General features: G+C 71.3%; 20 protein-coding genes. 7 read left to right on the forward strand and 13 right to left on the reverse strand.

The annotated features are described in order from the left end of the window. Nucleotides 1–113 precede the first annotated feature (113 nt). From fbaA to qhpG, 9 genes are all read right to left on the reverse strand, one after another. Nucleotides 114–1,196, reverse strand: a complete 1,083-nt coding sequence (gene fbaA, locus DEW08_RS00535) for a class II fructose-bisphosphate aldolase (protein WP_109323621.1) — start codon at nucleotides 1,194–1,196, stop codon at nucleotides 114–116. Nucleotides 1,197–1,356: 160 nt separating this feature from the next. Further along, complete coding sequence (locus DEW08_RS00540; RefSeq protein ID WP_109325215.1) at nucleotides 1,357–3,057, reverse strand: AMP-binding protein; 1,701 nt, start codon at nucleotides 3,055–3,057, stop codon at nucleotides 1,357–1,359. Between the two features lie 222 nt (nucleotides 3,058–3,279). Further along, nucleotides 3,280–3,972 (reverse strand): subtilisin-like serine protease QhpE, encoded by a 693-nt coding sequence (gene qhpE, locus DEW08_RS00545; protein ID WP_109323622.1) that lies wholly within the window; start codon nucleotides 3,970–3,972, stop codon nucleotides 3,280–3,282. Beyond that, entirely contained in the window at nucleotides 3,972–5,666 is a 1,695-nt protein-coding gene (locus tag DEW08_RS00550) for an ABC transporter ATP-binding protein (RefSeq protein ID WP_109323623.1), read from the reverse strand. The genes qhpE and DEW08_RS00550 overlap by 1 nt, the downstream gene beginning before the upstream one ends. Before the next feature lie 99 nt (nucleotides 5,667–5,765). After that, nucleotides 5,766–6,854, reverse strand: coding sequence for a quinohemoprotein amine dehydrogenase subunit beta (gene peaD / locus DEW08_RS00555; protein ID WP_109323625.1), 1,089 nt, complete (start codon nucleotides 6,852–6,854; stop codon nucleotides 5,766–5,768). A 23-nt stretch (nucleotides 6,855–6,877) separates the two neighbouring features. Next, complete coding sequence (gene qhpC / locus DEW08_RS00560; protein ID WP_109323626.1) at nucleotides 6,878–7,198, reverse strand: quinohemoprotein amine dehydrogenase subunit gamma; 321 nt, start codon at nucleotides 7,196–7,198, stop codon at nucleotides 6,878–6,880. Beyond that, nucleotides 7,195–8,625, reverse strand: a complete 1,431-nt coding sequence (gene peaB / locus DEW08_RS00565; RefSeq protein ID WP_109323628.1) for a quinohemoprotein amine dehydrogenase maturation protein — start codon at nucleotides 8,623–8,625, stop codon at nucleotides 7,195–7,197. Before peaB ends, qhpC begins: the two co-directional genes overlap by 4 nt. Before the next feature lie 19 nt (nucleotides 8,626–8,644). Next, nucleotides 8,645–10,249, reverse strand: coding sequence for a quinohemoprotein amine dehydrogenase subunit alpha (peaA, locus tag DEW08_RS00570; RefSeq protein WP_109323629.1), 1,605 nt, complete (start codon nucleotides 10,247–10,249; stop codon nucleotides 8,645–8,647). Nucleotides 10,250–10,275: 26 nt separating this feature from the next. Next, on the reverse strand, nucleotides 10,276–11,625 hold the full coding sequence (gene qhpG / locus DEW08_RS00575; protein ID WP_146214603.1) for a flavin-dependent monooxygenase QhpG: 1,350 nt from the start codon (nucleotides 11,623–11,625) through the stop codon (nucleotides 10,276–10,278). A gap of 554 nt (nucleotides 11,626–12,179) precedes the next feature. Here qhpG and DEW08_RS00580 point away from each other — a divergent pair. After that, a complete protein-coding gene (locus DEW08_RS00580) occupies nucleotides 12,180–13,157 on the forward strand; it encodes a helix-turn-helix domain-containing protein (RefSeq protein ID WP_109323632.1) in 978 nt (325 codons plus the stop codon). Nucleotides 13,158–13,194: 37 nt separating this feature from the next. Here DEW08_RS00580 and DEW08_RS00585 read toward each other — a convergent pair whose 3' ends face one another. Both DEW08_RS00585 and DEW08_RS00590 read right to left on the reverse strand, forming a co-directional pair. Next, entirely contained in the window at nucleotides 13,195–14,628 is a 1,434-nt protein-coding gene (locus DEW08_RS00585; protein WP_109323637.1) for a sodium-dependent transporter, read from the reverse strand. Nucleotides 14,629–14,657: 29 nt separating this feature from the next. Next, a complete protein-coding gene (locus DEW08_RS00590) occupies nucleotides 14,658–15,722 on the reverse strand; it encodes a Glu/Leu/Phe/Val dehydrogenase dimerization domain-containing protein (RefSeq protein ID WP_109323642.1) in 1,065 nt (354 codons plus the stop codon). 708 nt (nucleotides 15,723–16,430) lie between these two features. On the opposite strand from DEW08_RS00590, the gene DEW08_RS00595 reads away from it, so the two are divergent. Further along, a complete protein-coding gene (locus DEW08_RS00595; protein WP_109323643.1) occupies nucleotides 16,431–17,180 on the forward strand; it encodes a phytochelatin synthase family protein in 750 nt (249 codons plus the stop codon). Between the two features lie 30 nt (nucleotides 17,181–17,210). Here the strand turns inward: DEW08_RS00595 and DEW08_RS00600 are convergent, their stop codons facing one another. Continuing rightward, nucleotides 17,211–17,555, reverse strand: coding sequence for a hypothetical protein (locus tag DEW08_RS00600; protein WP_109323646.1), 345 nt, complete (start codon nucleotides 17,553–17,555; stop codon nucleotides 17,211–17,213). Nucleotides 17,556–17,694: 139 nt separating this feature from the next. Here DEW08_RS00600 and DEW08_RS00605 point away from each other — a divergent pair, with 139 nt between their 5' ends. Continuing rightward, entirely contained in the window at nucleotides 17,695–18,222 is a 528-nt protein-coding gene (locus tag DEW08_RS00605) for a DUF3305 domain-containing protein (RefSeq protein WP_109323647.1), read from the forward strand. Beyond that, nucleotides 18,209–18,781, forward strand: coding sequence for a DUF3306 domain-containing protein (locus tag DEW08_RS00610; protein WP_109323649.1), 573 nt, complete (start codon nucleotides 18,209–18,211; stop codon nucleotides 18,779–18,781). The genes DEW08_RS00605 and DEW08_RS00610 overlap by 14 nt, the downstream gene beginning before the upstream one ends. Here DEW08_RS00610 and DEW08_RS00615 read toward each other — a convergent pair. Next, entirely contained in the window at nucleotides 18,723–19,535 is an 813-nt protein-coding gene (locus tag DEW08_RS00615) for an SDR family NAD(P)-dependent oxidoreductase (protein WP_109323650.1), read from the reverse strand. The two genes, DEW08_RS00610 and DEW08_RS00615, sit on opposite strands and share 59 nt — an antisense overlap. A 134-nt stretch (nucleotides 19,536–19,669) precedes the next feature. Here DEW08_RS00615 and DEW08_RS00620 point away from each other — a divergent pair, with 134 nt between their 5' ends. The 3 genes from DEW08_RS00620 to DEW08_RS00630 all read left to right on the forward strand — a co-directional run bounded on the left by DEW08_RS00620 (nucleotide 19,670) and on the right by DEW08_RS00630 (nucleotide 23,488). After that, complete coding sequence (locus DEW08_RS00620) at nucleotides 19,670–20,287, forward strand: TorD/DmsD family molecular chaperone (RefSeq protein WP_342760724.1); 618 nt, start codon at nucleotides 19,670–19,672, stop codon at nucleotides 20,285–20,287. Beyond that, nucleotides 20,284–20,499, forward strand: coding sequence for a twin-arginine translocation signal domain-containing protein (locus DEW08_RS00625; RefSeq protein WP_109323651.1), 216 nt, complete (start codon nucleotides 20,284–20,286; stop codon nucleotides 20,497–20,499). Before DEW08_RS00620 ends, DEW08_RS00625 begins: the two co-directional genes overlap by 4 nt. Before the next feature lie 94 nt (nucleotides 20,500–20,593). Then, complete coding sequence (locus DEW08_RS00630; RefSeq protein ID WP_109323652.1) at nucleotides 20,594–23,488, forward strand: formate dehydrogenase subunit alpha; 2,895 nt, start codon at nucleotides 20,594–20,596, stop codon at nucleotides 23,486–23,488. Nucleotides 23,489–23,495: the final 7 nt, after the last annotated feature.

Genomic DNA, 23,495 nt, shown 5'->3' on the forward strand with positions numbered 1-23,495 from the left:
ATCCCGGACATCCGGCCGGAACCGCCGGCCTTGCGCCGGGATAACGGACATTCAGGCAGCGGACGGCGCCGGAAAGCCGGCCCCGTCCGCGATCACGGACAGACGGGCGTCCGTTACGCCTTGGCCAGCGAGCGGCCGGCCGAGCCGAGGTCGGCGAAGGCCTCGTCCAGGCGGCGGACGACGCCCGTCTCTCCCTCGCGCAGCCACTTGCGGGGGTCGTAGAGCTTCTTCTGCGGCTTGCCGGTCGCCGGGTCGATCTGGTGACGGAACGCCACCTCGTTGGCGAAGACGAAGCGGCCGACCGCCTCGGCGAAGGCGAACTGGGTGTCGGTGTCGATGTTCATCTTGAACACGCCGAAGTCCACCGCCTGGGCGATCTTCTCCTTCTCCGACCCCGACCCGCCGTGGAACACCAGGGCGAGCGGCTTCCTGCCGCCGCCATGGCGGCTCGCCACCAGCTCCTGCGAGGCGCCGAGGATTTCCGGCCGCAGCTTGACGTTGCCCGGCGCATAGACGCCGTGGACGTTGCCGAAGGAAGCGGCGACCGAGAAATGGCCGATCGGCGACAGCAGCTCGTAGGCGCGCAGGACGTCTTCGGGCTGGGTGTAGAGGTGGGCGTTGTCGGCGCTCTCCAGATCCTCGGACCCGATGCCGTCCTCCTCGCCGCCGGTGACGCCCAGCTCGATCTCCAGGCTCATGCCCAGCGGGGCGAGGCGCCGCAGGATGCGGGCGCATTCCGCCAGATTCTCCTCCAGCGGCTCTTCCGACAGGTCGAGCATGTGCGAGCTGAACAGCGGACGGCCGGTGTCGCGCACCGCCTGCTCGCTGTGGCCGATCATGCCCTCGACCCAGGGGATCAGGCCCTTGTTGGCGTGGTCGGTGTGCAGGACGACGCAGACGCCATACTGCTCGGCCAGCAGATGGACGTGGCGGGCGGCCGACACGGCCCCCAGGATGCGGGCCTGCAGCGCGTCCTTCATGCCTTCGCCGGCAAAGAAGCGCGCACCGCCGTTCGAGAGCTGGATGATCACGTCCGAACGGTTCTTCGCCGCCGCTTCCAGCACCGCGTTGATCGTGTTGGTGCCGATGACGTTGACCGCCGGAAGGGCGTAGCCGCCCTCCTGGCAGGCGGCGACCAGGGTGCGGTATTCCTCGCCGGTGACGACGCCGGGCTTCAGTCCTGACAGGGTGGCCATCGGGGCCTCTCCTTCTTTGTAATCGCGTTCCTGATACTCGTGGCCGCCCGGCGTTGCGGGTCCGGGCGGCCGTGCAAGGATATGGGGCCACACTGCGCCTTTTGCCGGAAACATTGTCCGGAAAGGCGCGACATAGTGCTGCCCCCCGCGGCCGCGCGCGTCAAGCGGTGCGCTGCTCCTCCAGGCCGAGTTCGCGGATCATCGCCTGGCGCATCAGGAACTTCTGGATCTTGCCGGTGACCGTCATCGGGAACTCGTCCACGAAGCGGATGTATTTCGGCACCTTGTAGTGCGCGATCTGGCCCTTGCAGAAGGCCAGAACCCCGGCCTCGTCCAGCGACGCCCCGTCCTTCACGCGGATCCAGGCGCAGAGCTGTTCGCCGAACTGCTGGTCCGGCACGCCGAACACCTGGACGTCGGAGATGTCGGGGTGGGTGTAGAGGAACTCCTCGATCTCGCGGGGATAGATGTTCTCGCCGCCGCGGATGACCATGTCCTTGATGCGGCCGACGATGTTGCAGTAGCCGTCCTCGTCGATGGTGGCGATGTCGCCGGTGTGCATCCAGCGCGCCTCGTCGATCGCCTCGCGCGTGCGCTGCTCGTCGCCCCAATAGCCGCGCATCACCGAATAGCCGCGGGTCAGCAGCTCGCCCGGCGTGCCCGGCGGGACGATGCGCCCCTCGGCGTCGACGATCTTGACCTCCAGATGCGGCTGGATGGTGCCGACGGTGGAGACGCGGCGCTCCAGCGGGGTGTCGGTGAAGGACTGGAAGCTGACCGGGCTGGTCTCCGTCATGCCGTAGGCGATGGTCACCTGGTCCATGTGCATGTCGCCGACGACGCGGCGCATCACCTCGATCGGGCAGGGGCTGCCGGCCATGATGCCGGTGCGCAGGCTCGACAGGTCGAAGGTGGCGAAGTCCGGGTGGTCGAGGATGGCGATGAACATCGTCGGCACGCCGTGCAGGCCGGTGCAGCGCTCCTCCTGCACCGCGGTCAGCACCGCCAGCGGGTCGAAGCCCTCGCCGGGGATGACCATGCAGGCCCGGTGCGTGACGCAGGCGAGGTTGCCCAGCACCATGCCGAAGCAATGGTAGAAGGGCACGGGGATGCACAGCCGGTCCTGCTCGGTCAGGGCCATCGCCTCGCCGATGAAGAAGCCGTTGTTCAGGATGTTGTGGTGGGTCAGCGTGGCGCCCTTGGGGCTGCCGGTGGTGCCGCTGGTGAACTGGATGTTGACCGGGTCGTCGAACTGCAGGGTGGAGGACAGCCGCCCCAGCTCCGCCACGTCGGCCGGACGGGCGAGGCCGGGGATGTCGTCGAAGTTCAGCATGCCCGGCGTCTTCTCCGCCCCCAGGCGGATGACGGTCTTCAGCGACGGCAGCTTGTGGCTGGAGAGGTCGCCGGGGCGGCAGCGGTCGAGTTCCGGCGCCAGGGTGCGGACCATGCCGATATAGTCGCTGCTCTTGAAGGCGGGGGCGAGGATCAGCGCCGTGCAGCCCACCTTGTTGACGGCGTATTCCAGCTCGTGCAGGCGGTAGGCCGGGTTGATGTTGACCAGGATCAGACCGGCCTTGGCGGTGGCGAACTGGGTCAGCACCCACTCGGAATTGTTCTGCGACCAGATGCCGATGCGGTCGCCCGGCTTCAGCCCCAGCGCCAGGAAGCCGGCGGCCAGCGCATCGACGCGGCGCTTGAACTCGGAATAGGTCCAGCGCACCCCCTGGTGACGGACGACCAGCGCCGGCCGGTCGGGGGCGGCGGCGGCGACGCGGTCGAGGTGCGCGCCGATGGTCTCGCCGATCAGCGGCTTGTCGCTCGCGCCGTGGACATAGCTCTGCGTCAGCTTGGTGCTCTGCATGGGCATTTCCTACTCCGGTCGGTCTCGCGGGGACTTGCCCGCCCGCCGGCGGGAGCCGTCCCCTGCTTGTTGTGCGTCCTCCGGTCCGCTCCGGCCCCACCGCCGCAACCAGCTCCGCGGCGGGTTGCGATACGGAGCCGTATGGTCCGATGACCCCGGTTGTATCACGATTTCATTGCGGGTTCGGGACAAAACATGCGGCCCGACGGCGGTATGGCGGAGCTAGGCGGTCCGCCGCTCCGGCCCGTGGAACCGCGCGATGCGCCTGAGATGGTCCGCCGCCCGCCCGCGGTCCATGTCCGGGTTTCCGGCCGCCGCCAGGATGCCGGCGAGATGGGCGACGGCGAGGCTGGCGCCGCCCGCCCGCGGCCTCTCCCCGTCCGCCGCGTCGAGGGGGCGGGGGCAGGCGCCGAAGGCGGCCGGCAGGACGGAGACCTCGCCCGGCCGGCAGCGGGCGTCACCGGTGGCGGCGAGGACGCCGGGATAGGCGGCCGGCCAGACGGGACCGCCGCGCGCCGGCGAGGCCGCCACCAGCAGCACGCCGGCGGCCAGCGCCTCCTCCACCGCCGCGCGCAGGACCGGGCGGTCGGCGGGCAGGCCGAAGCTCAGGGTCGCCAGCCGCGCCCCCTGCCCGACCGCCCAGCGCAGGCCGGCGGCGACCGCGGCGGCGGAGGTGACGGGGGCGGCGCCGAAGACCTGGGCATCGACCAGCTCCGCCGCCGGAGCGAGGGCGCGCAGGATGGCGGCGACGGCGCTGCCGTGACCGACCCGGTCAGGCCGGGCCGGCACCTGCGCCACCCCGTCGTCGGTCAGGACGAAGGCGGCAGCGGACCTGACGGTCGCCGCGCCGGAAGCCGTGACGGAACCGGGGGCGATGCCGGGGGCGATGCCGCTGTCGATCACCGCGATCCGCATCACGCCACCGCCTTCCGGCCGGCGGGCGCGGCTTGCGGGTGGGGCAGGAGCAGCCCGTCCTCGATCCGGTAGAGCGCATCGCAGCCGGCCAGCGCCTCCGCCCGGTGGCTGACGACGATGCGGGTGCGGCCGGCGAACAGCCGGTCGATCTCGGCCGACAGCCGCAGCGCCGCCGCCTCGTCCAGCGCCGAGACCGGCTCGTCGAGCACCAGGACCTCCGGCGACCGCAGCAGGCAGCGGGCGAGCGCGATGCGCTGGCGCTGGCCGCCCGACAGGGCGGAGGCCCAGGCGCCGACCGGCGTGTCGAGCCCGCGCGGCAGCGTCGCCAGCCAGCCGGACAGCTGGGCCGCCCCGACCGCCTCGCGCAGCGCCGCCTCCTCCGGCGCGGGCAGGCCGAAGCGCAGGTTGTCGGCGATGGTGCCGGGCAGCAGCGGCGTCTCCTGCCCCAGCACGCCGATGCGCCGGCGCAGCAGGGCGGGGTCGAGGTCGCGCAGGTCGACGCCGTCGAGCAGGATGCGCCCCGCCTCCGGGTCGTAATGGCGGTGGAGCAGGTCGACCAGCGTGGATTTTCCGGCGCCGGAGGGGCCGAGGATGCCGACCTTGGCCCCGGCGGGAACGGCGAGGCTCGCGCCGCGCAGCACCGGGCGGCCGGGCTCATGCGCGAAGGTGACGCCGTCGACAGCCAGGGCGCCGCCGCCGGGGGCGGGGGCGAGCGGCACGGCGGGCGGGCGGATGGCCGGCTGTTCGGCCAGCAGCTCCCGCACGCGGTCGAGCGAGACGCGGGCGCGCTGGGCGGAGACGACGAGGCCGAGCAGCCCCTGAACCGGCCCGCTGGCGCGGCCGAGATAGGAGGTGAAGGCGATCAGCGCGCCCAGCGTCAGGCTGCCGTCGATCACCTGCAGCCCGCCCCACAGGAAGACCGCCGCGGTGCTGGCCGAGGACATCAGCCCCGGCACGCCGCCCGCCGTGAAGGAGGCCATCTGCTGGCGCAGCAGGCTGCCGAGGAAGGCCTCGTCGAGCCCGGCCAGCCGCTCCGCCTCCTGCCGCTCGGCGCCGGCGGACTGGATCAGCTTCATCGCCGACAGCCGCTGCACGAGGAAGCCCGTCAGCGCGGCGGTGCCGTCGCGCACCGCGCGGGTGGTGCGCTCGACCCAGGGGCGGGTGCGGCGCAGGACGAGGATCTGCGCCGGCAGCAGGACGAAGGCGACCAGCGTCAGCGCCGGGTCGATCAGCAGCATCAGCGCCACCGCCCCGGCCAGCGTCAGCACGGCATTGACCGCCGACAGCGGCGCGTCGACGGCGAAGCGCTGCACCTCCGCCAGATCGCCGTCGAGCCGCCCCAGCACGTCCCCTGCCGACCAGCGGGCATAGAAGCGGGGCGGCAGCGACTGGAGATGGCCGTAGAGCGTCTCGCGCATCGCGAAGAGGACGCGGGCCGAGCTGCGGACATAGAGCCAGCGGATCACTCCCGACAGCAGGGTGGAGACCAGCGCGACCCCCAGCATGGCGAGCGTCGCCGCCACCAGCAGCCGGACGTTCCCGGCCACCAGCCCGTCGTCGATGATGTGCTTGGTCAGCCAGGGCTGCGCCAGCCCGGCCACGACGCCGGCCAGCGACAGCCCGAAGCAGACCGCCAGTCCGCCGGCCTGGGGCCGGACGAAGGACCAGGCCCACCGCAGGGAGGATGAGGGCATGGGCAAGGCTCTTTCAGAGGGTGGCGGAGGGCGGTCGTTCCCCCGTCGCCGCGGCCGGGACGGACCCGGCCACGACGCCGCGGAGCGGGGACCCCGCCGCTACCAGCGCACCGTCCTCAGCGACGCCACGCCCTGGTCGGGGCAGCCTTCGATCTGGATGCCGCCCAGCTTCTCCAGCGTGTCGGTGCTGTAGACGCCGACGTCGCAGGTGGTGCCGCCGACATAGACCTCCTTGCCGTCGCCGGAGATGTTGATGGCGTAGTAGGTGTGCGGCAGGTCGATCCGCTTCACCAGCTTGCCCGCCGTGGCGTCGATCTTGGACAGCTGGGTGTAGACCGAGAAGACCTCCCCCTTCTTCTGCGGGTTGACGACGGAGGAGAAGATCACGGCGCTGGTGTCCTCGAAGTCCTTCATCGCCACCTTGCCCGACGCCAGATCCAGCGTCAGCATGCCGGTCCTGGCGGCGCTGGGATCGGTCGGCGGCAGGTCCTTGCGCGAGGTGAAGTAGGGGGTGGAGAAGACCGCCGCCTGCTCGAACTGCGGCCAGACGTCGAGGATGTCCGGCGGGTTGTAGTTCTTGCGCGTCCAGTTCAGCACCTTGTGCGTCTGGCGGACGGCGCCTGTCTTGGGGTCCATGGCGTAGAGGTCCCAGCCCAGCGCCCACAGCGTGCCGCCGTCGCGGGAGAAGGCGAGCACGGCGATGCGGCGCGGCGCCTTCATCGTGCGCACCGGCTTGGCGCCCACGCCGTCGGCGGTTCTGAAGACGGCGATGCGCGTGTCCTCCACCTTGTACTCGCCGGGCAGGATGCGCACCGGCGACTGGAAGACGAACAGCTCCTTGCCGTCGGGGCTGACGTCCATGGCGAACATCGCCTTCACCCGGTGGTCCGGGGTGGAGAAGTCGGCGCGGAACACCTGCTCCCCGGTCTGCAGGTCGATGCCGGAGACGCTGTTCAGGTGGTTGGTGACGACGTAGGCGACCTTGCCGTCCGGCGAGGGCACGATGGTGCCGGGGGCGATGCCGCCGCCGGGGATCTCGTGGATCTTCGTCACCTGCCGGGCGGCGGCGTCGATCACCACCAGCTTGTTCGGCTTGGCGCCGGTGACCAGATACTCCTTCGCGGAGACGGCGGGTGCCGCCGCAAGCAGCAGGGCGGCCAGCAGGGCGGCCAGAATGCGTGTGGTCATGGTATGGGCTCCCTTGTCCCCGCTCACTTCTTCGGGAAGACCGACTGCAGCTCCCGCCAGTCGTTCTGGGCGGAGGGCGCCTTGGCGTTCCAGTCCGGATAGGTGTTGATGGTGTCGGGCACCTGGGCCGGCCACCAGCAGGGGTCGGAGCAGCCGTAGAGGTCCGCCTCCATCGGCGCGCAGAGGGCGGCGACGCTGCCGAAGGGATCGACCTCCCAGCCGGGGTCGAGGGTGGAGGCGCAGCCGACCACCACCTGCATCGCCACCACCTCTTCCATCCGGCCGTCCTCGACCGCCTGGTCGACCAGCGAGGCCTTCCTGTTCAAGGGCTTCAGATGCTTCATTTCTTCCCCCTCCGCGGTGCGACGTGCCGCTCGATGAAGGTCGGGTTGGCGACGGTGATCTCGGCGTAGGCGCGGATGCCGAAGTCGATCCAATCCCGCATCAGGTTGCAGTAGTGGTAGGTGGGATGCGCCGGGTCGGAATAGCGGGCGTAGGATTCGTGATAGCAGCCGCCGGCGCACAGCTTGCGGATCCAGCAGGTCTCGCAGCCCGTCCCCGTCCGGTTCGCCATGCCCTCCAGGAAGGCGGCGAGGCTTTCCCGGGCGATGCCGTCGCCGACATTGCCGTAGGTCGGCTGGGTCGATCCGGTGAAGCGGTGGCAGAGATGCAGGTCGCCCTGGCGGTCCACCGCCAGCATGCCGAGCCCGGCGCCGCAGGGCAGCGACTTGGTGGTGCCCTCCGACAGGTCGGTCATGAGCTGGTGCATGTTGGAGAAGCCGATGTTCTCCCCGCGCTTCGCGGCCTCGACATACTCGCGGCCCAACGCCTTCATGTTGGCGAAGACCTCGGCCAGCTCGTCGCCCGACAGGTTGAAGGCGGTCATGCCGCCGGAGGTCACCGGCGAGAAGCCCACCTCGAAGAAGCCGATCTCGTCCTTCAGGTGATGATGGATCGCCTGCACGTCGGTCACCCCGGCGGTCAGCGTCACCCGCGCCCCGACCGGCCGCGACCGGTAGCGCGAGAGCAGCATCCGCGCCTTGGCCGACACGATGTCGTAGCTGCCCTTGCCGCCGACCGTCCGGCGGTTGCGGTCGTGCAGCGGCTTCGGCCCGTCCATGCTGACGGTGATGCCGAAGCGGTGGGCGTCGAGCCAGTCCACCACCTCCTCGGTCAGCAGCACGGCGTTGGTGGTCAGCGAGAAGTCGATGCGCTGGCCGGTCTCCCGCCCGCGGGCCCCGGCATACTCCACCACCCGGCGGATCAGCGGCAGGTTGGTCAGCGGCTCGCCGCCGAAGAAGACGACGTTGACGCTGTCGCGGCCCTTCGCCTCCTGCAGCAGCAGGTCGACGCTGCGCGCCGCGGTGTCGAAGTCCATCCGTTCCCCCTTGGCGGGGGTGGTGAGATCCTCCTTGTAGCAGTAGGTGCAGCTCAGGTTGCAGCCGGTGTTGACGTTGAGCACGACGGTGCTGAGCGGGAATTCCCGGATCTCGATGGGGGCCGCGGCCGGTCGGGCCATGCCGTCGTCGATGACGCGCAGCGTGATCAGCTCGCGCAGGGTCTCCACCACCTGGGCCGGCTCGGCGATGCCGTCGAAGCGGCGGCGGATGTCGTCCTCCCCCACCCGCTCCAGCTCGGCGAACAGGTCGTAGAGGTGGGTGCCGACCTCGTCCAGCTCGAACAGGCCGCTGGTCGGGACATGGAACAGCAGGCGCCGGTCGCCGACCGTCATGGCGCGGACGTCGTTGCGCGCCAGTTGAAGGGTAGTCATGGGCTCGTCTCCCCTGGGGTCAGCGGATGGGCGGATCGTTCCAGCGCTGCACGGTGCTGATCAGCCGGCCGGAGCCGCTGACGCCGTGCTCGCCGTCCCTGACCGTCGCCACCACCTTCAGGTCGCCGATGTTGTTGGTGCCGAAGACGCGCTGCGGGTTGGGGCCGGCGGCGGCGGGCTGGAACAGGCCGGACGGGCCGATACCGCCGGAGAACTTCACGTCCTCCATCTGCTTCGCGGCCTCGTTGTAGGGCTCCAGGCTCCAGTCGGCGGGCAGCGGGCCGACGCGCACGTCGTCCCTGGTGCCGGGCTTGCCGTCCTTGCCGTTGAGGTAGCCGACCGCCTCGAACTGGGCCGTCACCGGTGCCGTGGTGCCGCCGTTTCCGCCGACGCGGGCGATGGTGTAGGGCGGTTCGACCTGGACGCTGTCGATCTTCGCATAGACCGTGAAGCCGTCGCCCCTGGCCTTGCCGACCGTCACCTTGCGGGCGCCGGGGGCCGCGCCGGCGGCGGCGGTCGCCTCGACCACCACGGCGCCGGGCGCCTGGGAGACGACCTTCGCCGTCACGCCGGGGCCGAAGTCGGCCGTGCCGCCGTCGAGCCCGGTGCCCCAGACGGTGATGCGCGCGGTGGTGCCGGCCTTCAGGGATTCCTGGCTGTAGCCGAGGATGGCCGGGGCGCCGGCCTCCGCCTTCACGGCGGTGAAGCTGGCGCCGATCTCGTCATGGTCGGCGAGGAACCAGCGGCCGGTCATCCGGCGGCCGTCCTTGGAGGCGGCGAAGACCTCCCGCACCTCCTGGCCGCCGAGCGTCGTCGAGCCGCGCCACTCGTAACCGGTATAGACGACCGAGCGGCCCTTGCCCGACAGCGGCTTGCCGGCGGCGTCCGTCAGGTCGTAGGCGACGCTGTAGCCGTCGCCGTCCCGCGTGACGGTGGCGGTGCCGCCATAGCTGCCCAGGCCCGGCCGGTGGCCGCTGACCGTCCAGGTGCCGGCGAGCTCGGGCTTCGGCGCCTTCGCCCAGGCGGTCCATTCCTTGGTCTGGAAGGGGAACTTGCTGCCCAGCAGCGTCGGCGTCCGGGTGGAGACGATCTCCCACCATTTGCGGTCGCGGCCCAGCGCCTGATACTCCGCGGTCGGCCACTGGCCGAGGTGGAAGTGGGCGAGGCGGCGCCATTCGTCGGCGTCGCGCCGCTGCAGCCCGACGCGCGCGATGGAATGGCAGCGGCCGCAGGTGACCGACAGGTCGCCTTCGGCGATCGGCGTCTCCACCACCGAAGGCTGGCGTTCCAGGATGTAGCGGAAGGGGGCGGCCTCCTCCGGCGCCAGCCCCTGGCGGTCGGACAGGTAGGCGACCAGCTTGCGGCTTTCCTCCGGCGTCAGGTTCGCCCCGTGGATCTGGTTCATCCGGAACAGCGTCATCGTCCAGCCTTCCGGCGTCTTGCGGACGTGGTCGATGCGGTTGAGCGTTCCGTCGGCCTGCCGTTCATGGCAGGTGGTGCAGCGCTCCTTGATGATCGCCTGGGCCGCCGCTGCCCCCGGCGGTTCGGCGGCGGCGGCCCCGCCCTGGACCGCCAGCACCGCGGCCAGCGTCAGGCCGCCGGCCAACCCTGTCTTCAGTCCCATATGGTTGTTCTCCCCGTTCTTGCCCCTCAGGGGAGCGGCATCCCTCCGCCGACTCCCAGAAAACCGTTCCGGCCGAGCCAGGCCAGAGCGGTCGCAACGCGCGGCGGCTCTTGGCCCAGCCGCCGCGCAAGCTCGATCGCCGACGCCGGCGCGGCGGATGCCCCCGCCGCCTGCCCGGCCAGCCGCATCAGCGGCGCCAGCTCCACCCCCTCGATGGTCAGCACGCCGCGCGGAAGCTGCGGGGTGACCAGGACCTCGCGCTCCTCGATGCGGTCGCCGATCACCACCGGGCAGTGCCGCACCCCGTGCCGGGCCGGCGGCGGCGGGGCCGGCGGCCAGGCGGCGCGGGCGCGCCAGAAGGGGCGGTCGGCCCAGCGCGTCTCCTGCCGGTAGAAGGCGTTGCCGACCGCTGCGCCATGGGCGAACAGCTCGGCGCAGCGTCCCTCGACGAAGCGGCGGACGAGCGGCAGCGCGCCGGGGTCGGCCAGCAGCGTGTTGACCGCCGCGGTGGCGGCGAAGGCGCCGGAAAGGGCGGCATGGACGCCGTGGCCGGAGAGCGGGTCGCCGGTGAAGGCGGCGTCGCCGATGCGCAGCCAGCCGGGGCCGATCACCTCCGTCCGCAGCACCGCCGTGGCGTCGCGCGCCGCGGCGTCGTGGAGGGGCGCGCAGCCGGCGATCCAGGCCAGCGCCTCCGGCGAGGCGGCGACGCACTGTTCCTGCAGCCCGGTCAGCCCGCCGCGCGCCGGCACCGCCGCGGCGTCCACCATGACCTGCACCATGCGGCGGCCGTCCGGCAGGCGGGCCATCCAGGCCCAGCCGTCGGGAAAGGCGGCGGCAGCGCTGGCCGCCGAGCCATCCGGGCCGTGGGGTCCCTGGTAGAGCCGGGCGACCGCCACGGTGCGCGGGCCGCGGTCGCGCAGGCCGCCCGACCGCGGGGCGCGGCGGCCGCGCGCCTCCACCAGGAAGCGGCCGGCGGCGAGCGGCCGGCCGGCGGCGTCCAGCGCCAGCCAGCCCTCCGGCCCCGGGCGCAGGTCGGCCACCGTGGCGGACAGCGGCGCCACCCCCGCCGCCGCCGCGTCGCGCAGCAGGGCGGCGTCGAAGGCCGGCCGTTCCACCAGATGCTCGCCGTTGAGGCCGGAGGCGAGGCCGTTCCAATGGGCGCTGCGGCGCACCGGCCCGCCCGCCGCGGCCACCGCCTCGCGGCAGCCGGCGCGGCGCAGCCCCTCCACCACGCGGGGCGACATCCCTTCCCAGGCGGGGGCGCGGGGGGCGGAGAGCAGGGCGACCGACCAGCCGAGCGCCGTCAGGCGGCAGGCCAGCGCGACCCCGGACGGACCGGCCCCCAGGATCAGCACGTCTGCCGTCTTTTTATGCATTTGCCCCACTTTCAGACAGTCAGCCCCACCAACCGCTTGAGTCTGCACCAGCGGAAGCAGGGCGATCTATCCGCTATGCGAAATGGCGGGATTTATCTTCATCGGCTGCTGATCTTCCAGAGTCGCCGCCGGTTCTCATGTCTTTCAAAGACCGATGTACTTTAAACGGGCGCAGTCCCGGTCAAGCCGTCACGGCTCTTATGTCATACGGAAATTGGCCGATCCTTTGACCGGCCGCATTTCGACGGCATGACGGACTGATCTCTGCGAACTAGCCGGGAAGGCCATCCATCTCTTCATTGCACTGCCGCATGAACGGGCAGGTTGCACAAAGCGTGTCATGGCACTGCACAAAGATAATACGATCGTTATTTCGGCTGTCTTGACGGCTTACACTATCCGCTTTGCGAAGTGCCTGACACCCTCTGCGGAACAGTTTGACATCCGCCGCCGATATGGGAGCATTCGGACGGGCAACAGGGCATGGGGCTGCCCTGGAACAAGACGAAAAGTCACACCGCAAGGGCGGCCCGGCAACGACGGGAGCAACGGAGATGGGCGATCCGGAATCCGTGGAGGTGATCACCGACCGCGCGGAGGATGTGTGCGACCAGGAGAAGGCGCTGCGCGGCTGGACGCAGTGCTACAGCCAGCTTCAGCCCGGGCGCTTCGCGGGCGAGCTGCGGGAGGTGGTGATCCCCGGCGTCCGCCTGATCCGCGAGACGACCAACCTGCGCCTGCACCAGCACACGGCGCCGCCGCCGGACATGGTGGTGATCGGCCTGCCGTCGCTGCGCTCGGCCCCCGCCCGGTTCGAGGGCAAGGAGGTGGAGGAGAACGACATCATGGCCTTCAGCGGCGCCAAGGTGTGCGAGTTCATCTGCTCCGGCCCGATGTCGGTGCTGGCGATCGCCATCGACGCCAGGCGGCTGAAGGACTACCGCCTGACGCTGCCGGGGATGGACCGGCTGCGCAGCGGCTGTTTTCCCAGCAGCCATGCGACGAAGCTGCGCGCCGAGCTGGAGCGGCTGCTGAACAGCGTTCCGGAGGCCGGCGCCGCGCCGCAGGAGGCCGCCGGGCCGGGCGGGCTGCTGCGCCATGCCGGCGTGCACATGCCGATCCTCGACCGCTGCCTGCAGGTGGTGGAGCAGATCACCTCCGACGCGCCGGAGCCGGAACGGTCGCTGGCGCCCTCGCAGCGCCACGTGCTGGTCGACCGGGTGGTGGAGTATGTCCGCGCCCATCCGGACGACACGCTGTCGGTGGCGCAGATCGCGCAGGCGGTCGGGGTGACCACCCGCATGCTGGAATACAGCTTCGCCAGCGTGCTGGGCATCACGCCCAAGGCCTGGCTGCGGATGATCCGGCTGAACGCCGCCCGCCGGGCGCTGAAGGCCGCCGACCCGCGCAGCGCCACCGTGGCGGGCATCGCCATGGACCACGGCTTCTGGCACCTCGGCCGCTTCTCGACCTACTATGCGGCGATGTACGGGGAGAAGCCGTCGGACACGCTGAAGGCGCGGGCGCAATAGCGGCCCGCGCCTTCAGCGCCGCCGTCTTCGGACGGGCTCAGCCGAGATTGTGCCAGAAGACCGCGGCCACCGCGACCGGGCTGACCCAGCGGATCAGGAAACGCCACAGCCGGAAGACGTGGCCGCGGCCCTCCGACAGCTCGCCCTCCAGGATGCGGGGGGACAGGACCCAGCCGGCGAACACCGCGGTGGCGAGGCCGACCAGCGGCAGCATCAGGTTGGCCGTCAGATAGTCCAGCAGGTCGAAGATGCCCTTGTCGGCGAAGGCCGCGAACATTCCCAGCGGCCGGACGTCGGCCCACAGGTTGAAGGACAGGGCCGACGCGATGCCGATCACCCAGGCCACGATCCCGGCGGCGGCGGCGGCGATCCCGCGGCGCACGCCGCGATGCTCCTCCAGCCACTCGACCAGCGGCTCCAGCAGCGAGATGGAGGAGGTCCAGGCGGCGAAGACCAGCAGCACGAAGAAGGCCGCCCCGAACAGCCCGCCGAGCGGCATCTGCCCGAAGGCGAGCGGCAGCGTCTTGAACACCAGCCCCGGCCCGGCCGAGGGCTCCAGCCCGTTGGCGTAGACCAGCGGGAAGATGGCGAGCCCGGCCAGCAGCGCCACCGTGGTGTCCATCACCGAGACGGAGACGGCGGTGCGGGTGATCGACACGCCGCGCGGCAGGTAGGAGCCGTAGGCGATCATCACCCCCATGCCGAGGCTGAGCGTGAAGAAGGCGTGGCCCAGCGCCGCCAGCACGCCGCCGACCCCGATCTTCGAGAAGTCGGGGGAGAAGAGGAACCGCAGGCCCTGGGAGAAGTGGCCGCTCGCCAGCGCATAGCCGACCAGGACCAGCAGGATGACGAACAGGGCCGGCATCAGGATGGAGGTCGCGCGCTCCAGCCCGCCGCTGACGCCGCGCGCCACCACCGCGACGGTCAGGGCCATGAAGACGCCGTGCCAGAACAGCAGCTCGCCGGGGCTGGCCAGCAGGCCGGAGAACAGCGCGGCGATCCCGTCGGAGGAGGCGCCGGAGAAGGCCCCGCCGCCCGCCCGCACCACATAGGCGACCGCCCAGCCGCCGATCACGCTGTAGAAGGTCAGGATCAGGAAGGCCGCCGCGACGCCCAGCCAGCCGATCAGCGCCCAGTGGCGCGACCGCCCGTCCTCGCGCAGGATGCGGCGCATGGTGTTGATCGGGCTCTGCCCGCCGCGGCGCCCCAGCGCCACCTCCGCCATCATGATGGGGATGCCGATGACGGCGATGCAGGCGAGATAGACGAGGACGAAGGCGCCGCCGCCGTATTCGCCGGTGATGTAGGGGAACTTCCAGATGTTGCCGAGCCCCACCGCCGAACCGGTGGCGGCCAGGATGAAGGCGAGGCGCGAGGACCACTGCGCGTGCCGGACCGGCGCCGCATCACTCGCGCTGCCGGAGGGGGCGGCGGCCCGGAGGCCGTCCGCGGTGCTGTCGATGTCGGTCATGGGCCGATCTCCGTCCTGTCGGGCGCCGGTCAACGGGCGCGCGCGTTCTCGATCCGCTGCCGCGCGATGCGGTCGGCGACCGCCGCCGTCGGCAGGCGTTCCGCGTCGGACCGCTCGAAGATTTCGGCAAGGGTGCCGCCGATCGACTCGATGTGGCGCAGCACGCGCCCGTGGTCGTAGCCGGCCCGCTCGTAATGGACGTCGATCACGCCGCCGGCATTGATGACGTAGTCCGGGGCGTAGAGGATGCCGCGGTCGAACAGGGCGCGGCCGTGATGCGCCACGGCGAGCTGGTTGTTCGCCGCCCCGGCCACCACCGGCGCGTTGAGGCGCGCCACGGTGTCGTCGTTCAGGATGGCGCCCAGCGCGCAGGGGGCGAAGACGTCGACCTGCAGGTCGAAGATCTCGTCCACCCCGACCGGGACGGCGTCCAGCTCCTCGGCCACGCGGCGGACCTGCTCCCGGTCGATGTCGGCGATCCACAGGCGGGCGCCGGCCTCGCGCAGATGGCGGGCGAGATGGGCGCCGACGCTGCCCACGCCCTGGATGGCGACGGTCAGCCCGTCGAGGTCGCCGCGGTCGAGCCGGTGGCGCACCGCCGCCTTCAGCCCGACGAACACGCCGTAGGCGGTGGCCGGCGAGGGGTCGCCGTTGCGCGCGCCGCCGTCGGCCGTCGGCTTCTCGAAGATGCCGGAAACATGGGCGGTCTCGGTCGCCATCGCCTGGATGTCGGGCACGCCGGTGCCGGAATCCTCGGCGACGATGTAGCGGCCGTTCAGCCGCTCGACGTTGCGGCCCATGGCGCGCAGCAGCGCCTCGCTCTTGCCGGTGCGCGGGTTGCCGATGATCACCGACTTGCCGCCGCCCAGCGGCAGCCCGGCCATCGCCGACTTGTAGGTCATGCCGCGCGACAGGCGGAGCACGTCGCGCAGGGCCTCCTCGTCGCTGGCGTAGGGCCACATGCGGCAGCCGCCCAGCGCCGGCCCCAGCGTCGTGTCGTGGACGGCGATGATGGCGCGCAGGCCGGACTCGGAATCGGAGCAGAAGACCACCTGCTCATGATCGTCGAAGTCGGGATGGTCGAACACACGCATGGGGTAGCTTCCTTCCCTATCTTAAGTATTAGACGATCCCCGCGCCGCGGCGACACCCGTCGCTCGCGGTCCACCGGCCGGGGCCGCCGTCGTTTCGTTGATCAGTGGGCTATAGGCACAGCATCGGCGGTGCGCGCAGCGTAATGCCGCGCGCCGGATATCCTGCCGGCATGGAATTGTCTCCCTCCATTTGCTTCTTCTCTTCATGCTAGCCGAAGAAGCGAACGGCCTATTCTTTGGGCAGCAAGCTAACCACGACGTTGAATGTTGGCAAGACCGACATTCCCGACCCGGAGAAAAAGCAAGGACGTGAGCCGTCCGGCCGCCGCGGCATGGGGGAAGTGTCACGCCGAGCCGGCGAAAGATAATTTCCTATCCTGAATGGTGTGAAACCGCCCGGGGCATCGGGAGTAACGCCCCGCGCGGCGGGAGCGGCGGGAGAACGGGTCCGTTCCTTGCATGGCGGGATGCTCTGCCCCGTCACCCGCGCGGAAGGAGGCCCAGCCCTTGTCCCATCCCCCGCCACCGGACCCGGAGCCTGCCGCCGGGCGACGACGCCCTGCCGGCCTTCCAGCCATTTGTCCCGGCTTCGGGCAAGCGAAGCGGCTTGGCGCCTCCGCCCCGCTCCACCATATTCCGCTGCACCTCCGCGGCGGCCCGGTCGGGCGACCGCCGCCGCCGCACCGCCGCAACCGAAGACCCCGTGTGATGAAGCAACTGAAGACGCTGGCCGCCGTGACGATCTGGACCGCCTGCATCGCGGTCTCGGCCCAGGGCCAGGAGGAGATCAGGCCGAAGTTCGGACCGGACGCGGTTCCGCTGACCCAGGACCGCGAGTATCTGAAGCGGGCGGAGGCGCCGGACTATTGGGCGCTCAGCCCCTACTACATCGCCCAGTCGACGGGCAGCTCCTGCTCATCCACCAGCGTCGTGATGATGCTGAACGCACTGCGCGGCCTGCCGAAGCAGGCGTCGCAGCGTCTGGTCACCCACAGCCAGCTTCTGAACGCGGTCAACGACGACCACTGGCGCGAGGCGGTGGCGGAGAACGGCGAGGGCATCTCCTTCACGGAGCTGGCCGACTATGTGCGCCGGAGCCTGGAGGCGTTCGACATCGACGCGGACGTGGAGGTCTTCCGCCCGCGCGACATGTCGCCGGAGACGCTGGCCGAGCTGCGCCGCATCCTGAACGAGAACGAGCAGAGCGCCGGCGACGTCATCCTGGCCGCCTTCGACCAGGGCACCCTGACCGGCGACCAGCCCTTCGGCCACATCTCGCCCATCGCCGCCTATGACGCGGTGCGGCGGCGGGTCCTGGTGATGGACGTGGACCGCGCCTGGTACGTCCCCTACTGGTCGAGCGACATCAAGCTGCTGGAGGCCATGCTGAAGCCCGACCGCGCCGACCCCGAGGGCAGCGGCCTGATCCGCGTCCGCCTGCGCCACGCCTCCGGCTGATCGGGCAGGCTGATCGGAACGGCGCGAGGCTCACTTCACCTCCTGGCTGCTGAGGTCGGAGGGATCCCGGGAGCGCGACGGTTCGTCGGGCTGGTCCGGCTCGCTCGCCAGCCAGTTGGGGCGCGGCACCGGGTTGCCCTGGAGGTCGGGCGGCGCCCGCCGCACGGCGGCCAGCGCCTGCTGCAGGTCGGGGTGCTGCGTCGCGCCGCTGGTCGAGGCCTCGGGCGAGCGGGTGCCCTGGGGCGTGGGGTTCGGCTGCTGGCTGTCCTGGACGGCCTTGTCCCCCGACAGCGCATCCTTGGTCGCGGCGTCCTGCGCCAGGGCGGGAAAGCCGGCGAGCAGGACGGCGACGGCGAGCGGCAGGATGGTGCGCATGGGTCCGGTTCCCTGAAAGATCGCGCCGGAAATCGCGACGCGGCGGCATCAGACGGGAACAGCGGCGGGCACCAAAGCTCCCTCCCGGCCGTTGTCTCTTTCGGAGAGAGCGCTGAAAGAGGCAGGAGCCGGACCCCGCATGGATCGCAGCGAACGCAGAACGGTCGGCGTGCTGGTGGAGCGCCGCCGGCTGGACAGCCCCTGGGCGGACGCCTCCTGGCGGCCGGTCGCCATCGTACCGGAGCAGCCGCAGCTTGCCCCCTGGACGGTGCTGGAGGAGGCCGGCGGCGCCACCCTCTTCCACGCCGGCCCGGCGGAGGTCGCGCTGTTCCCCAGCGAGGCGGAGAACTACAGGCACAATCTCGACGGCGGCCGGCCGTCGATCTACGTCGTGCTGCGGCGCGGCGCCGGGGAGCCCGGCATGCGCCTGCTGCTGGCGACGGTCGATCCCGGCGAGGTGGACGCCCATTCCGACGCCGGCGACGACCTGATCGAGGCGCTGCCCCTGCCGGCGCCGCTCGTCCTGAGGATGGAGCGCTTCGTCGCCCGCCATTACGTCCCCCGCCCCTTCCACAAGCGCCGCCGCGACCGCGCCGACACCGAGGCGCTGGCCCGCCACCGCCCGGACGGCGCCGCCCCGCAGGAGACGCCGCATGGCCGATCGTGAGAGCTTCCTCGACCGCTGGTCCCGCCTGAAGCGCGGGACCGCGACGCCCGCCGCCGGGGGGCCGGCCCGCGAAGAGCCGGCCGGCGAAAGCGCAGCCCCGCCGCCGGAGGAGGAGGAGGAGGCCGCCTCCGTCCTGCCGCCGCTCGACAGCCTGGGCGCCGACAGCGACTACAGCGCCTTCCTGGGCGAGCGCGTCCCGGAGGAGCTGCGCCGCCTCGCCCTGCGCAAGGCCTGGAGCAGCGACCCGAAGATCGCGGAGTTCCGCGGCTTCGCCGAGTATGACTGGGACTTCAACGCGCCGGGCTACGGCAGTCTGCTGCCCACCGACGACATCGCCCGGCTGCTCGACCGCGTCTTCCCCGACCAGCCCGCGCAGGAGGTGGCGGAAGAGGAGGCGCCGGAGGAAGCGGACCAGACGGCCGGCGGGACGGCCGCGGAGCCCGCCGCCATCGAGGATCCGCCCGCCGCCCTGCCCTCTCCGGGACCGGACGGGGAGATCGTCACGGCATCAGCTGACCGCCATTCACCTCCACCACCTGACCCGTCACATAGCCGCTGAGCCGCTCCGACATCAGGAACAGATAGGCGCCGACGCAGTCCTCCGCCGTGCCGATGCGGCCGAGCGGGATGCGCGCGGCGGTGGCCGCCAGCTTCTCGGGCGTCGAGTAGCGCTGGTGGAAATCGGTGTCGATGGTGCCCGGCGACACCGCGTTGACGCGGATGCGGTCGCCGGCCAGCTCCGTCGCCAGCGAGCGGGTGAAGGTCGCCACGAAGGCCTTCGACGCGCTGTAGAGGGAGGAGCCGGGGCTGCCGCCGCTCCGCGCTGAAATTGAAACGGTGTTGACGATCACCCCGCCGCCGGCCGCCTTCAGGGCCGGCAAGGCCCGCCGGCAGGCGACCACCACCGAGCGCAGGTTCAGGTCCACCACCTCGTCGAGGAAGCCGTCCTCCAGCGCCGCCAGCGGCATGCGCCCGACCATGGTGCCGGCGTTGTTGACCAGCACGTCGAGCCCGCCCAGCGTCTCCACCGCGGCGTCGACCACCGCCTCCACGGCGTCCGGCCGGCGGAAGTCGCCGGTCACCGCCCGCACGTCGGCCCCCTGCTCCGCCAGCGCCGCGGCGAGCCGATGCGCCGCGGCGCTCGATCCCGAGCCGTGCAGCACCACCCGCGCGCCCAGCCCGGCCAGCGCCACGCCCAGCGCGGCGCCAATCCCGCGGCTGCTGCCGGTCACCAGCACGCGCCGTCCGCGCAGGTCGTCGCCCAGCACCGTCGCCGGCCAATCGCCCATGGTCATCGGCTCCGTCATGGTCATCGTTCCCTTCCCCCTTCGTTCCGGTCTCCAGGCCGGGAGCGGCAGCATACCGGCAGCGCCGGCCGGCCGCGTGACTTTTTCCCCGCCGCCCTGTTGTCGCTTCAACCGGAGCTGTGGGCAGAAGGGGGGCATCCGTGCCGTTCGGGGGAGTGACAGCATCGACGATCGACGACACCGACCTGATGCGGGCGCATGCCTATGCCCTGCTGGCCCGCACGCTGGCCCGGCCCCCGTCGGAGCTGCTGCTGACGACGCTGGGCGGGCTCGAAGGCGACGGCACCCCGCTGGGCGAGGCCTTCTCGGCGCTGGCCGCGGCGGCCCGCGCGACGGACGAGGCGGCGGCCGGCGCCGAGTACCACGCCCTGTTCATCGGCGTGGTCCAGGGCGAGCTGGTGCCCTACGCCTCCTACTACCGCACGGGGCTGCTGCACGACCGGCCGCTGGCCGAGCTGCGCGCCGACCTGGAGGCGCTGGGCATCGAGCGCGCCCCCGACGTGGCGGAGCCCGAGGACCATATCGCGGCCCTGTGCGAGACGATGGCCGCCCTGGCGGACGGCACGCTGGGTCCGCCGGACCTCCGGCTGCAGCACATCCTGTTCCGGCGCCACCTCGCCCCCTGGGCCGGGCGCTTCTTCGCCGATCTGGAGACCGCCCGGTCGGCCAGCCTCTACCGGCCGGTCGGAACCATCGGCCGGCTTTTCCTGTCCATCGAGACGGACTGCTTCGCGATGCTGGAGGACAGCGGGTCATGAGTGCCGACAAGACCAGGGATTCAGGAGCCGGCAAGCCCGGATTCGACCGCCGCGACCTGCTGAAGGCGCTGGGCCTCGGCACCGCCGGGGCGGCGGCGGCCGTGCTTCCGGCCGGCGGGGCGCAGGCGGATGAGTCGCCGCAGGACCAGGTGAAGTCCCGCTACCGCGAGACCGAGCACGTCAAGCGCTTCTACGCCCTGAATCGCCTGTAGCCGGACCGCCCACAACCGGACCGCCCATGACCCAATTGCCCGTGACCCAGTTGCCCGTGACCCAATTGCCCGTGACCGCCGAAGGGGACCCGCCATGCTGAAGAAGACCGGCTCCGCAACCCCGCGCGGCTCGCTGTCGAGGGCGCTGGCCGGCGCGCTGGGGGACGGCGTCAGCCGCCGCGGCTTCCTGCGCCGTTCCGGCCTCGCCACCGGCGGTCTCGCGGCGGTCGGCGCGCTGCCCGCCACCATGATCCGCAAGGCGGACGCCGGGCCGATCCTGCCGAACGTCGAGCTGGTGACGCGCAAGAACGTCTGCACCCACTGCTCGGTCGGCTGCACGGTGATCGCGGAGGTGCAGAACGGCGTCTGGGTCGGGCAGGAACCGGGCTGGGAAAGCCCGATCAACCAGGGCACCCACTGCGCCAAGGGCGCCTCGGTGCGCGAGCTGACCAAGGGCTCGCGCCGGGTCAAGTACCCGCTGAAGCTGGTGGACGGCCAGTGGCAGCGCATCTCCTGGGACCAGGCGATCGGGGAGATCGGCGACAGGCTGATGGAGATCCGCCGGCAGTCCGGGCCGGACGCCGTGTTCTGGCTGGGCTCGGCCAAGTTCTCCAACGAGGGGGCCTATCTCTACCGCAAGCTGGCGGCCTTCTGGGGAACCAACAACGTCGACCATCAGGCGCGCATCTGCCATTCCACGACCGTGGCCGGGGTGGCGAACACCTGGGGCTACGGCGCCATGACCAACAGCTACAACGACATCCAGAACTCCAAGGCGCTGCTGATCGTCGGCGGCAACCCGGCGGAGGCGCACCCCGTCTCCATGCAGCACATGCTGCGCGGCAAGGAGCACAACCGCGCCCCCTTCATCGTCATCGACCCGCGCTTCACCCGGACGGCGGCGCACGCCACCGAATATGTCCGCATCCGTCCCGGCACCGACATCCCCGTCGCCTGGGGCCTGCTGTGGCACATCTTCGAGAACGGCTGGGAGGACAAGGAGTACATCCGCCAGCGCGTCTACGGCATGGACGAGGTCCGCGCCGAGGTGAGGAAGTGGACGCCGGAGGAGGTCGAGCGGGTCACCGGCGTTCCCGGCACCCAGATGCGCCGGGTGGCGGAGGCGCTGGCGAAGAACAAGCCCAGCACGGTCATCTGGTGCATGGGCGTGACGCAGCACACGGTCGGCACCGCCAACGTGCGGGCACTGTCGATCCTGCAGCTCGCACTGGGCAACATCGGCGTGGCCGGCGGCGGCGCCAACATCTACCGCGGCCACTGCAACGTGCAGGGGGCGACGGATTTCGGCCTCGACGTCTCCACCCTGCCCGCCTACTACGGGCTGGCGGAAGGGGCGTGGAAGCACTTCTGCCGCGTCTGGGACGTCGATTACGACTATATGAAGTCCCGCTTCGCCTCGAAGGACCTGATGGAGGCGAAGGGCATCCCGACCACCCGCTGGTTCGACGCGGTGCTCGCCCAGCCGGGCCAGATCGAGCAGCCGAGCCCGCTGCGCGCCATGATGTGCTTCGGCCACGGCGGCAACACCGTCACCCGCATGCCGGAGATGGTGAAGGGGCTGGCGGCGCTCAGCCTGCTGGTCATCGCCGACCCGCACCCGACGACCTTCGCCGCGATCAGGGAGCGGCGCGACGGCACCTATATCCTGCCGGCCTGCACCCAGTTCGAGACGGACGGCTCGCGCACCTGCTCCAACCGCTCGATGCAGTGGGGGGAGAAGGTGGTGGAGCCGATCTTCGAATCGAAGGACGACTACACGATCATCTACCTGCTGGCGCGCAGGCTGGGCTTCGCCGAGGAGATGTTCAAGCACATCACGGTGGAGGGCACGCGGCCCGTGCCGGAGGACATCCTGCGCGAGATGAACCGCGGCTGCCTCGCCATCGGCGCCACCGGCCAGTCGCCGGAGCGGCTGAAGATGCACATGAAGCATCAGGCCGACTTCGACAAGATCACCATGCGGGCGGCCGACGGCCCTTGCCGGGGCGACTATTACGGCCTGCCCTGGCCGAGCTGGGGCCATCCGGAGATCCGGCACCCCGGCAGCGCCGTGCTCTACGACACCTCCAGGCATGTGATGGACGGCGGCGGCGTCTTCCGCGCCCGCTTCGGGGTGGAGCGCAACGGCGTCAGCCTGCTGGCCGACGGCTCCTACTCGAAGGGGTCGGACATCCGGGACGGCTATCCGGAATTCACCATGGCCGTGCTGAGGAAGCTGGGCTGGGACAAGGAGCTGACGGCCGAGGAGAGGCGCGTCATCGAGGCCATCGGCGGCGACAAGATCGACGAGGTGAGCTGGCAGACCGACCTGTCCATGGGCATCATCCGGGTGGCGCTGAAGCACGGCTGCGTGCCGCACGGCAACGCCAAGGCCCGCGCCCTCGCCTGGAACCTGCCCGACCCGGTGCCGGTCCACCGCGAGCCGATCTACTCGCCGCGGCCGGAACTGGTGAAGGCCTATCCGGCCATCGAGGACCGGCGCGACTTCCGCCTGGTGCAGCTCGCCCGCTCGCTGCAGTTCAAGGTGGCGGACAGCGACCTGCGCGAGAAGTTCCCCATGGTGCTGACCTCCGGCCGGCTGGTCGAGTATGAGGGCGGCGGCGAGGAGACGCGCTCCAACCCCTGGCTCGCCGAGCTGCAGCAGAGCATGTTCGCCGAGATCAACGTGAAGGACGCCGAGCGGCTGGGCATCCGCGACGGCGCCTGGGTCTGGGTCCATGGGCCGGAGAACGCGGCGCGCGCCAAGGTGCGCGCGCTGGTCACCGAGCGGGTGGGCAGCGGCACCGTCTTCATGCCCTTCCATTTCTCCGGCTACTGGCAGGGCGAGAGCCTGCGGGGCAACTACCCGCCGGACACCGACCCGATCGTGCTGGGCGAGCCGGTGAACGGGGTGACGACCTACGGCTACGACCCCGTCACCTTCATGCAGGAAACCAAGGTCACGCTGTGCCGCGTCGAACCGGCGTGAGGGGAGG

Source organism: Azospirillum thermophilum, assembly GCF_003130795.1.
GTDB lineage: Bacteria > Pseudomonadota > Alphaproteobacteria > Azospirillales > Azospirillaceae > Azospirillum > Azospirillum thermophilum.